The following is a 10,502-nucleotide window of genomic DNA, read 5'->3' as shown; positions in this document are numbered from 1 at the left end:
GGCCTTATCTTGGGGCTGGAAAGAGTCGGTAAGGGTCATCTTGGCGAGATTTAGAACACCTCAAAGATGTCTACTTATCGGCTCTTTACCCTTTTATGAGAAAGCCCTGTAGTGACACGTTTTTTCATGGTGTAAATTTGTACTTTGCCAATCAAAGTTTCTAAATAGTTTTGTCGCTCTCTATATGCTCCTGAAACCATTCCTTTTCGCCACTGCCTTAGCGGGCACGCTAGCCCTCGTACCCATGGCTCCGACCGTTACCGTTGTCGACCGCCCGGCAACGGTAACGCGCAATGCGTTTTACGTCAGCAACGCGGCCCCGCTGCAACCGGATTTCTTTGTGAAACTGCCCATCGGCACCATTAAACCGGCTGGCTGGCTGCGCGAAAACCTCGACCGGCAGGCCGACGGACTGGCGGGCCATCTGGGCCAGATCAGCATCTGGCTGACAAAAAAAAATAACGCCTGGCTCAGCAAAGACGGCAAAGGTGACTACGGCTGGGAGGAACTACCCTACTGGCTCAAGGGCTACGGCGACATGGCCTACATCCTGAACCGCCCCGACATGCTAACCGAGACGAAGGTGTGGCTCGACGGCACGATGAACAGCCAGCGCGACAACGGCGATTTTGGGCCGGTGCAGGTCAAAGAAAACGGCAAGCGCGACCTCTGGGCGCAAATGCTCATGCTGTTCTGCCTGCAGTCGAACTATGAGTACAAGGCCGACCCGCGCATCCTGAACCTAATGACGAAGTATTTTAAGTGGGAGATGACCCTGCCCGATGATCAGTTTCTAGAAGATTACTGGGAAAAGAGTCGCGGGGGTGATAACCTGTACAGCGTCTATTGGCTCTATAACCGCACCAAAGAGCCATTTTTGCTCGATCTGGCCACGAAAATCGACCGTAACACGGCCAATTGGCGGCAGACCGACGATCTGCCCAACTGGCACAACGTCAACATTGCACAGTGCTTCCGCGAACCGGCCACGTACTTCCTGCAAAGCGGCAACGAAGCGGATTTAAAGGCCACCTACCGCAATTTTAATCTCGTGCGCGAGAAATACGGGCAGGTGCCGGGCGGTATGTGGGGGGGTGACGAAAACAGCCGACCTGGCTACGACGACCCCCGGCAGGCGGTGGAAACCTGCGGCATGGTGGAGCAGATGGCTTCGGATGAACTGTTGATGCGCTTCACTGGCGATGCGATGTGGGCCGACAACTGCGAAGACGTGGCCTTCAATACCCTGCCCGCTGCTTTCATGCCCGACTACCGTTCACTGCGGTACCTAACAGCCCCGAATATGGTGGTGAGCGATAGCAAAAACCACAGTCCCGGCATCCAGAACGAAGGGCCATTTTTAATGATGAATCCCTTCAGTAGCCGCTGCTGCCAGCACAACCACTCCAACGGCTGGGCCTACTACGCCGAAAACTTGTGGCTGGCCACGCCCGACAATGGCCTGGCAGCCGTGTTATACAATGCCTCGACTGTAACGGCAAAAGTAGGGCAGGGGAAGGGTAACACTCCGCAGACAGTCATGCTCACCCAGACCACGAATTACCCGTTTGAAGGGCAGGTCGTCATTACGATGAAAGCCGCCAAACCGGTGGCGTTTCCGCTGTATCTGCGCGTACCGGTCTGGTGTACCAACCCCACCGTGCGCGTGAACGGGGAATCCGTGACGGCCACCGCCAAACCCGGCCAGTATATAGTACTGACCAATACCTGGAAAAGCGGCGACAAAATCACCCTCGACCTGCCAATGGCGGTTACCGTTCGGACCTGGGACCGCAACAAAAACAGCGTCAGCGTCAACTACGGCCCGCTGACCTATTCGCTGAAAATAGACGAGAAATTCCAGCAGGAAGATAGCAAAAAAACGGCCATTGGCGACTCGAAATGGCAACCCGACGCCGACCCGTCGAAGTGGCCTTCCTACGAAATCTTTCCCACTTCGGCTTGGAACTACGGGCTGGTGATGGCCGCTAACCCCGCGCAATCGTTTAAGGTCGTCAAAAAGCCGGGACCAATGAGCCGGTTCCCCTTCACGCCCGAAACCGCACCCATTACGCTGAGGGCCAAAGCCCGCAAAATTCCCGGCTGGACGGTCGACAAATACGGCCTGTGCGGGGTGCTCCCCCAAAGTCCGATTGCCACCACCGAGCCAACCGAAACGGTAACGCTTGTGCCTATGGGGGCCACGCGGCTGCGGATTTCGGCCTTCCCGGTGGTGACAAAATAGACTCTTAGCCCCGCGCAAAGGACGATGCAAAACTCCTAGATTATGCGATTTTAACAATGACGGGTCAGTAAAAGGTCATTCACTATTTGCCCGTAAAGTGACCGTTGATAAGGGCTTTGTTGCATGGCTAAGTAGGAGCCTGTTTAACGGTCTTGGGCATTCCTAGATGAGCGAACTGATTTAGGCAAGCTGCCTTTAGTCGCACCTCCACTTTCTGACTACTCAATCCTCGACTTTGTAAGCGCCCACCGAAGGTAATCTTCAAACGGAACATACCCGTCTCCGCTTTGCTTCGCCGATGGTAACCCACCTGTTTTTTCCACTCAGCTAACCCTACTGCCTCAATAGCCACTAAGGCTTCGTTACGCGCATGGGGCAGCACCTGACCTTGTTGATCAGTCCACCTAACAGCATTGCTGCGCGGGGGAATGATGGCTTGAATCTGGCGCTCTTGTAAATAGTCATAGACTTGGCCCGATCATAGGCCCCATCAGCACCGACACGGTTAGTAGGCAAAACCACGGTATCAAGCAAGGGCTTAAGCATCGATGCGTCATCTATATCATTGGTTGTCAATGCAATGGCCAGAATTTCGTTACTGGCTTCATCATAGGCCACAGGCACTTTACGCCAAGTCCGGCGCTGGGTGGTCCCGTGTTGACGGACCTTCCACTCGCCCTCGCCGTAAACTTTCAGTCCTGTACTATCGACCACTACATAGGTAGGTTCCTGACTGGCTGATGGGCTTGGGGTGGGCGTTAGTTGTTGGGTAAGCTGAGCTTGTCGGCGGCATAATTGGCTGTAGCTGGGCGTTTGAAGATCCAGCTTCATGGCCTCAAAGAGGCTGGCGATAAAGCCTTCTGTCTGCCGAAAAGCCAGCGACAGCATATACTTAATGCGCAAGGCGCACTCGATACAGGTCTCCGAATACCGGTAGGCACCACCAGGTTTTTGGGGGCCTTGAAAATACCAGTTTTGGAGGGTGTCTTCATCGACCCAAAGCTGTAAGTTCCCCCGCTGAATGAGAGCCTGATTATAGGCCGACCAATTGGTCAACCGATACTGCGTTTTGGGTTGCTTATGCGGCCTGGATTTGGTTTTTTGAGCGGTTCTGACGGGTTTTAGTTCGTCTTTAGGGTCAAAAAAGCGTATTTTTGGGTGAGCACTGGTACCCATTCGGGACAACTTTGATGGTTTGGCGATCTCAAAGTTACCAGTGCTTTTCTAGTTTTAGAGCCTATGGCATGAGCCATGCAACAAAGCCGTTGATAAGGCTAAGTTCATGAAGATATTTATGACTAACTTTTCAAACTGGTTTGACCTTTCCAAAGCAGGTATCAAAATGTTTGCTTATGTTGCTAATCAAGTTGAGCCTAACCGGGATACCTTCATGTTTGACTTGGAGAATTGTAAAAAATTTACCGGCTATGCGGGCAAAAACAGTATTTTTAGTGGGTTAGCTGAATTAGTAGATAACCACTTTATTGCACGAGGGCCTAATCCATTCGTTTATTACATCAACCCGACTATATCCTTTACTGGAGACCGTCTAACATTCGTTGAGCAGTATGAACTTGAGAAAAAGGAAGAAGACTCCTTAGAGATAGGTAAAACGGCATAAGAGAGCTTTAACGGGCTTGCTCAGACATTGGCTTAAACGGAAACGAGCTCTGCAGGGATGCAACTCGCCAGGGATAGGCCATACCACGTACAACCGTACGTTTGCCCCGGATTGATAGCTTCAAGCCATCCGGAGCTTTTGAAAACAAACCTTTAGTTTTTAATTGTACTCGTAGGCAATAGAAAGGGCTCGTCTGTTTGGACTTGCCCTTTCTATTGCCTACGGCCACGGGATTTTCTTAGGCATGGACCACCCCAACTGTACAAGAAAAAGACCGGCTACCTGATGTAGCTGGTCTTTAATATGATCTATCTGTAATTTACAAAATCGAAGACCAAAGCTAAAAATATTAATTTTAAAAAATTAATAAACTGAAGGTTAAATACTTAGCTGTAGGGTCGTGACTTATTGATTCGTGAGTAAGTCTATTGACGTTTGTGCTTTGGCTTTTTATGGCTAACTACAAACAAGCAGACTATGAAGCCCTACGCCGACGCTGTGTCGAACTCAAACAAACAGGCTGGAAGCAGGCCGATATTGCTCGGGCCTTCGGTCTGACACCCGCCTGGGTTAGCCAGACGCTCAAAACCTTTCGCCAACAGGGGGAGTCCGGCTTGACTACCGGCAAACGGACCGGAGCACCACCCCGGCTAATGATGGAGCAACTCGACCAGCTAACCACAGAGTTGACTAAAGGCGCTGGGCACCACGGCTTTTCAGGCCAGGTCTGGACTCGACTACGAATCAACCAGGTTATCGACAAACTCTTTGGCGTCAGCTACGATCCGTCTCAGATCGGCCGACTACTCAAGAAGGTTGGCTGGAGTCGGCAAAAACCGGCCCGGCAAGCCCGGCAGCAGGATCCGCAGGCTGTTGCCAACTGGCAAGAGGAACGCCTGCCCGCCCTCAAAAAAAGCCAAAGATGAAAGGCGGACAATTCTTTATGTGGACGAATCCGCTTGTTATTTGTTGCCTTTCGTGGCTCATAGCTGGGCTCCTCGTGGCCAAACACCCTTGTTGGTAGAGCAGGCTGGCCGGGCGCACCTCAACCTGATTGCCGCTATATCGCCAGCAGGCCGCTTGTATCTGGCGAGTCAAGACCAGCCCTTCGATAGCGAAGATATCAACTGGTTTTTAGGCAAGCTCTGTTGGCATTACCGACGTCAAAACCTATTGGTGATCTGGGATGGGGCAGCCATTCACCGTTCGCAAACCGTCAGAAACTGGCTGCACCGCCGACCCGGTCGAGTTCATCTGGAACGTTTACCCGCTTACAGTCCCATGCTTAATCCGGTGGAGTTAGTATGGAGCCAGATCAAACGAGCCCTAAAAAATCGGGTCTTTACAAACCTGGAGTCGCTCCAAGCCGCCGTACTGGAAGAAGTTGATTACTTACAGGCGGACCGCAAACGCATCCGTTGCTTTTTCCGCAAGAAGGAAGTTGCCTTCTTCACGGACTAATTCACGGATCTACAATAGTGGACTTCGAGTCCTTAGTTCATGGTAACTATCACCGTTTCTTGCCCCTACTGCAATAATCAGGAGGCTGTCCGACGCAAGGGCGTCACTTCTAATGGACATCAACCGCACCGATTTCTATGGATTACGCAAGGACTGGTGCATAATTTTTGTCATATTTTTCAACCCGGCGTACAACGGCACAAACCCGGTGGATCAGCTTATTCCGGACAGCATTGAGAACCAGCATGGTATGCTTGCCTTCACTGATTTTGCGTTGGTAGTAGTCCTGTAAATCTCCCTTCATCTGAATAGCCGACATGGTGCCCATATGGAGCAGTGATTTCAGCCGTTTTCGGGCCTGATGGCTCACTTTAGTTTTGCCCCTGATGCTACTGCCAGAGCAATATTCAAAGGGGGCGACCCCGGCGTGACAGGCCAGCTTTTTAGGATCGTTAATGGTCTGCATTTCGTTGGTAGTGATCAATAGTTCGGTCGCGATCACTGGGCCGATGCCTGGTACGGAGACGATCAAGTCGAACAATTCTTTTAACCGAGTGTCAGCTTCAATGAGTTGTTTAATAGCCTGATCGATCGCTTTTTGTTCTTCTTTGAGTACAGCTAAGGACTTGTTGACATTGCCTTTGAGGGTCTTTTGTAGCGACTTGCTGATAAAGGTTTCCTGCTCGGCCACTGGAACAGCTAACAGATTATAGCGGGGCGGCCCTTTAGGTTTGTCGTGTGGTAAGAAACCAAGATTTAGCATAGCTTGCCAACAAGTAAACAGGGTGGGTTTCCCTAGGGGGCGGCCGAGATATTGATCTACGCACGGATTAAGGCCCCACCCTGTTTTGCTTGCCTAAGCTCAAATGGAAATGCGGGGATTAAGCCCCATTAGTAAGGGTTCGAGCAATAAGGCAAGCAGGTAATCTAATCGCTAAACTACAACATCAAACATTATGACTACTCGCTTTTACATTGGCGTTGATGTGTCAAAAGCCACCCTCGATTGGGCTGTCACAGATGGCAAAACTATTATCCTACAAACTCAAACAGTTAATTCTGAAGTGGGCATTAAATTGGCGCTTAAAGTCATCAAGGCGTTGCCTGATTTTATAATCTCGGAGTCGGTTTGTTGCCTGGAGCATACGGGCGTGTATTGCACTCACCTTTTATCTTCCCTTTATAAAATTCACTTACCCCTTTGGTTAGAGAGTAGTTTGCAGATCAAGAAAGCGGGCGGTTTGCAACGGGGTAAGAACGATGCGATTAATGCAGTTCGTATCGCCGAGTATGCTTTCCGTTTTCGAGACAAAATACGCCTTTGGCAACCACCAAGGCCCGTTTTACAAAAGCTAGCTTCCTTAAGTGGCCTCCGCCAGCGGCTTCTACTGGTACGTCAGCAGTTACAACAACCTATCAATGAACAACAACGGTTTATTGATCCTGTTCTTCAACGACAACTCATTAAAAGCTGCCAAGCATCATTGAATGCGATTAATACTGATTTGAAAAACGCTGACAAGCAAATTCAAGAGCTTATTCAAGCCGATGATTATTTGCGAGAATTATTTGACTTAGTGACTTCAGTGCCCGGAGTCGGTAATGCGACTGCCACCGAGGTGCTAATTGCTACTGAAGAATTTAAAACCATCAGTGATGCTAAGAAGCTGGCTTGCCATGCTGGAGTAGCTCCGTTCGAATATCGATCGGGTAGCAGTATACGCGGTAAAACCCGCGTCAATGAACACGCTCGAAAACGACTTAAAAGTTTATTTCATTTGGGAGCAATGTCGGCGATCTGTGTTAAAGGCGAACTCCAAGATTATTATCAGCGTAAGGTTGGCGAAGGCAAAAACAAAATGCTTGTCCTCAACTCCGTCCGCAATAAGCTCATTCATCGGGTTTGCTCAGTGGTTCATCGAGGTCAGAAATATGACAAAAATTATACACCCACGCTTGCATAATCCATGGAAATCCGTGCCGCCTAATTTAGCCGTTGGCGGGTAGAGCTCAGAAAGGCCAATTTCTGGATAACCTCGCGTGGGGCTCCCAAAGGCGTATTTGGTCGCGGAAACGATAGGCATATTGAGCGATGCGTTGGGCATCTACCTTATCGGTTTTACCTCGCTGCATACCACCCGCCTGCTTGATCTGTAAGGAAGACTCCAGCCAGATTGCCAATTTCAAATCGTAGAGTAGTTCTAATAAGTGGGCATTATAGTTGGATAGGTCAGGAGCCTTGCGGCTCCCTTCCCTCCTCAGAACCGGACTTGTGCCTTCCAACACATCCGGCTCAAGCAGATGACAACCGGCTCAGGGTTCTTTGCTTCATTTCTGTTGCTGCGAATGCTTTCGAGTGCACCTGTTGATGACACGTCACATGAACTAACCGCAGATTGGAATAGGCATCACTGCCGCCTTCCTGCTTCGGTTTGATATGATGAACATGCAGGGCTTCGTCGGTAAACAAACTCGTTTTGCAGACCGGACATTGGTGGTTCTGCCGTCGGGCAATCCGTTGCTTGCTAGGTACTAACTCAGCCGACTTTCGTTGGCTACGTTTCTGCCAGTACGCCCGCAAACTAGGATCGTCCGGAGAAGCCGTATGCTGAATCAGAATATGCCGTTGGATTGGCGTCCAAACAAACTTCTGAAGTGCCATACCCTTCTGTTTATCCCCAAACACCCACTTATCCTGGCGATCCAGATTGAGCCGTCCCCAGTACTTGGCTTGTTTCCAGGCATAGTTTTTACGGGGATGCATCCGACGAACATACCGCACCTGACGATCGAACATCCAGCGGTCTAGCTTGGTAAAGGTTTCCTAGGCTACACCAGTCCGAAAGTAGTTCGACCAGCTTCGAATGATGGGGTTGAGCCGTTTAACAATCACGTCCACACGCTGGGTTTTCAACCCTAACCACTCCGCTCGCAGACGGTCCCGAATTTTCTGAACCGTTGTTCTGCTGGGTTTAATGAGCGTTTTTAATCCCGTGCGCGTGTTTCGGCTTGGATACTGACGCACATTGAAACCCAAGAAGTCGACCCCATCTGTCAGATGAACAATACGTGTTTTCTCCCCCGATAGGGCTAATCCCCTTTCCTTCAACCAGTCTCTAAGCAGCAATACGGCTTGTTGAGCATCTTCTTGCGTCGAGTAAAAGACCAGAAAATCATCGGCATACCTCACTACCCGGCGCGGTCCGCACGTTTGGGTACGGCCACCTCCATATTGGTAGGTCATGCCCATAGCTTGCTCTAAACCATGCAAGGCAATGTTGGCCAACAAGGGAGAACAACTCCCACCTTGGGGAGTACCTGAGTCAGTCGGGTAGACTACATTTGCTTCCAGATAGCCCGCTTTTAGCCATTGCTCAAGCAGACGCTTGGCAGGAAAACGACCGATCCGTTGGAGCAGGAACAAGTGATCGATGTGATCAAAAGCACCTTTGATATCGGCATCGACAACCCACTTTCGTCGGCTATCGGGTCGGGCATACCGAAAGATGCGCTCAATGGCATCATGACAACTTCTACCGGGGCGAAATCCGTAGCTGCTAGCTTCAAACTTGGCTTCCCATTCTGGTTCTAAAGCCTGTACCACCATGGTTTGCAAGCACCGGTCTTTGATAACCGGTATCCCTAATGGCCTTCGTTTACCGTTGGCTTTGGGTATGTAAACCCGGCGGGTGGGTTTGGCTGTCCAGGGTTGGTGTTGCCTCAGTTCCTCCACCAGCTTTTGGCGTTCCCTAGCCGTTCTGACAACAACCTGATCCACGCCTGGCGTGTTCTTGCCCGCATTGAGTTGGGTAATTCGACGGACGCTGGTCACTCGGTTCGCATAACTTCGCAACCGCCCGGCGGCCCGGATTAACTTTTGTAAGGAACGCACCTTTTTATAGTCGCCTTCCTGAGCCGCCCGAAAGATGCGGGAGCGTAGATTTTTGAGCAACCGAAATGCCTTATGCCAATCAATGGCATGCCAGTCAGTTGGTCCAATGAGTCGGTTTGCCTCCGGTTTAGGGTGCATCGAACTAAGCTCCTTGTTCAAAATCTGTTCTTCCGTCTTTGGGCTCATCCACCAGACCCACGTCAGCCCTCTTTCAAGGTGGGTATTGCCCTATCCGGCCGGTTATGAATTCCCGTTGCCTTTCGGCTTGCCGACTTTCGCTTTTTGGGTCTTCCTGTTCCCACTGAAGAATTGTGCTTTTCCTCGCGGTTAGGCCTACTGTACTTGCGGTACAGACTTCATTGGGATTACCACGTTCCACACGTTTGAGATGCGACCGGGTGGGGTGCCTCCTTTATGGCGGGGACTAGGGTGCTCACCATTCGTTGGCATAGCCGGATGTTCCTCTTTGTCCCATCATTACCGTATCAATCCTTGTTTCGGTAACCAACACTGACGCCACCGCGCGGCGGACCGTCTCATCAGAGGTTCATTCTCATTCACCCTTTCGGTCTTCTTCTGGCCCGATTTGCGTCAAGGATTGACGCGCATCTTAGGCTTTATCCGCTTGCAACAGACCCCACCGTTACCAGTGACGCCCCTACGGATTGGAGATCGGTCGAGCACTGACCGAATGGATCATTATCCATACTCAAAACGTGCAACTTCGTGTCGCACTATCCCAGTATGCTCCATGCAAAACACCGTTTGTTGCGGTTGCCAGCCGGGAAGCTTTTTTAATTCCAGTAGAGCAGTCCTGATCACCGCTACAGTGTTGGGCGTGGTAGTTTGCCATATCGTAGCTTTGCCTTCGAAGGTAGCCCAGTCGAGCGTAGCCTTGCTGATATCAATACCAATGTAGTGGAGAATGTGCATAAAACGACGGGGTCGCCCGTGCGATTAGTTTTGGTTGTCAGTCAACCGACTTGCCTTTGCTCAAACCCTTGTAATGGGCCTCGAACCCATCTTTCTATCCGAGCCATTGCAAGTCTAACAGAGTGGGGTTCTAGAATCGGAGCATAGGTCTTTCTCCTTGGCGACCCGTTAGATTACCCCACTCTGGTTGACTGCTGGCAAGCTACCAAATCTGGGAATCTTACTAGCCCTCAAACCTAAGAGTATGTTGGGAAATCATCTTTGGCAATAAGTCTCGATTCGTTGTAACATGATCTGGCTATTGGCCAGATACAACCAACTGACCGAAGAAGATACGGTATGCTCATAGT

10 protein-coding genes and 2 pseudogenes are annotated in these 10,502 nt (G+C 50.6%); 6 read left to right on the top strand and 6 right to left on the bottom strand.

Translation table 11 applies throughout. The features are described from left to right. The first annotated feature begins 244 nt into the window (after positions 1–244). A complete protein-coding gene (locus FH603_RS26945) occupies positions 245–2,245 on the top strand; it encodes a beta-L-arabinofuranosidase domain-containing protein (protein ID WP_235985633.1) in 2,001 nt (666 codons plus the stop codon). 127 nt (positions 2,246–2,372) lie between these two features. Here the strand turns inward: FH603_RS26945 and FH603_RS26935 are convergent. After that, positions 2,373–3,421: pseudogene (locus tag FH603_RS26935) on the bottom strand (IS5 family transposase). Positions 3,422–3,539: 118 nt separating this feature from the next. Here FH603_RS26935 and FH603_RS26930 point away from each other — a divergent pair. The 4 genes from FH603_RS26930 (at position 3,540) to FH603_RS29375 (ending at position 5,564) form a co-directional block, all read left to right on the top strand. Continuing rightward, entirely contained in the window at positions 3,540–3,866 is a 327-nt protein-coding gene (locus FH603_RS26930; protein ID WP_186742229.1) for a hypothetical protein, read from the top strand. Positions 3,867–4,318: 452 nt separating this feature from the next. Further along, entirely contained in the window at positions 4,319–4,792 is a 474-nt protein-coding gene (locus FH603_RS28815; protein ID WP_235985632.1) for a helix-turn-helix domain-containing protein, read from the top strand. Positions 4,793–4,811: 19 nt separating this feature from the next. Further along, positions 4,812–5,327 (top strand): IS630 family transposase, encoded by a 516-nt coding sequence (locus tag FH603_RS28810; RefSeq protein ID WP_342355230.1) that lies wholly within the window; start codon positions 4,812–4,814, stop codon positions 5,325–5,327. Positions 5,328–5,366: 39 nt separating this feature from the next. Next, positions 5,367–5,564: an IS1 family transposase gene (locus tag FH603_RS29375; RefSeq protein WP_186742227.1), complete on the top strand. Its 198-nt coding sequence runs from the start codon at positions 5,367–5,369 to the stop codon at positions 5,562–5,564. Here FH603_RS29375 and FH603_RS26915 read toward each other — a convergent pair. Further along, a complete protein-coding gene (locus tag FH603_RS26915) occupies positions 5,470–6,090 on the bottom strand; it encodes an IS110 family transposase (RefSeq protein WP_235985631.1) in 621 nt (206 codons plus the stop codon). The genes FH603_RS29375 and FH603_RS26915 overlap by 95 nt on opposite strands. A gap of 193 nt (positions 6,091–6,283) precedes the next feature. Between FH603_RS26915 and FH603_RS26910 the strand changes: the two genes are divergently transcribed. After that, positions 6,284–7,291, top strand: coding sequence for a transposase (locus FH603_RS26910; RefSeq protein ID WP_186742225.1), 1,008 nt, complete (start codon positions 6,284–6,286; stop codon positions 7,289–7,291). 26 nt (positions 7,292–7,317) lie between these two features. On the opposite strand, the pseudogene FH603_RS29370 reads toward FH603_RS26910, so the two are convergent. The 4 genes and pseudogenes from FH603_RS29370 to FH603_RS26900 form a co-directional block, all read right to left on the bottom strand. Next, positions 7,318–7,547, bottom strand: a pseudogene (locus FH603_RS29370) (IS110 family transposase); the annotation flags it as partial. 73 nt (positions 7,548–7,620) lie between these two features. Continuing rightward, entirely contained in the window at positions 7,621–8,124 is a 504-nt protein-coding gene (locus FH603_RS28805) for an HNH endonuclease (RefSeq protein ID WP_235985630.1), read from the bottom strand. A 27-nt stretch (positions 8,125–8,151) separates the two neighbouring features. Beyond that, complete coding sequence (gene ltrA / locus FH603_RS26905) at positions 8,152–9,378, bottom strand: group II intron reverse transcriptase/maturase (protein WP_244968041.1); 1,227 nt, start codon at positions 9,376–9,378, stop codon at positions 8,152–8,154. A 540-nt stretch (positions 9,379–9,918) separates the two neighbouring features. Continuing rightward, positions 9,919–10,152 (bottom strand): IS110 family transposase, encoded by a 234-nt coding sequence (locus FH603_RS26900; RefSeq protein ID WP_186742224.1) that lies wholly within the window; start codon positions 10,150–10,152, stop codon positions 9,919–9,921. Between the last annotated feature and the right edge of the window lie 350 nt (positions 10,153–10,502).

Source organism: Spirosoma utsteinense (assembly GCF_014282275.1).
Taxonomy (GTDB): Bacteria; Bacteroidota; Bacteroidia; order Cytophagales; family Spirosomataceae; genus Spirosoma; species Spirosoma utsteinense.
The sequence above is the reverse complement of the archived record's forward strand: the minus strand, read 5'-3'. Positions and strand labels throughout refer to the sequence as shown.

Excerpts from the sequence above, each read along its gene's own strand:
- FH603_RS26945 (WP_235985633.1), top strand. The coding sequence starts at position 245 with ATGGCTCCGACCGTTACCGTTGTCGACCGCCCGGCAACGGTAACGCGC.
- FH603_RS26930 (WP_186742229.1), top strand. The coding sequence starts at position 3,540 with ATGACTAACTTTTCAAACTGGTTTGACCTTTCCAAAGCAGGTATCAAA.
- FH603_RS28815 (WP_235985632.1), top strand. The coding sequence starts at position 4,319 with ATGGCTAACTACAAACAAGCAGACTATGAAGCCCTACGCCGACGCTGT.
- FH603_RS29375 (WP_186742227.1), top strand. The coding sequence starts at position 5,367 with ATGGTAACTATCACCGTTTCTTGCCCCTACTGCAATAATCAGGAGGCT.
- FH603_RS26915 (WP_235985631.1), bottom strand. The coding sequence starts at position 6,090 with ATGCTAAATCTTGGTTTCTTACCACACGACAAACCTAAAGGGCCGCCC.
- FH603_RS26910 (WP_186742225.1), top strand. The coding sequence starts at position 6,284 with ATGACTACTCGCTTTTACATTGGCGTTGATGTGTCAAAAGCCACCCTC.
- FH603_RS28805 (WP_235985630.1), bottom strand. The coding sequence starts at position 8,124 with ATGTTCGATCGTCAGGTGCGGTATGTTCGTCGGATGCATCCCCGTAAA.
- FH603_RS26900 (WP_186742224.1), bottom strand. The coding sequence starts at position 10,152 with ATGCACATTCTCCACTACATTGGTATTGATATCAGCAAGGCTACGCTC.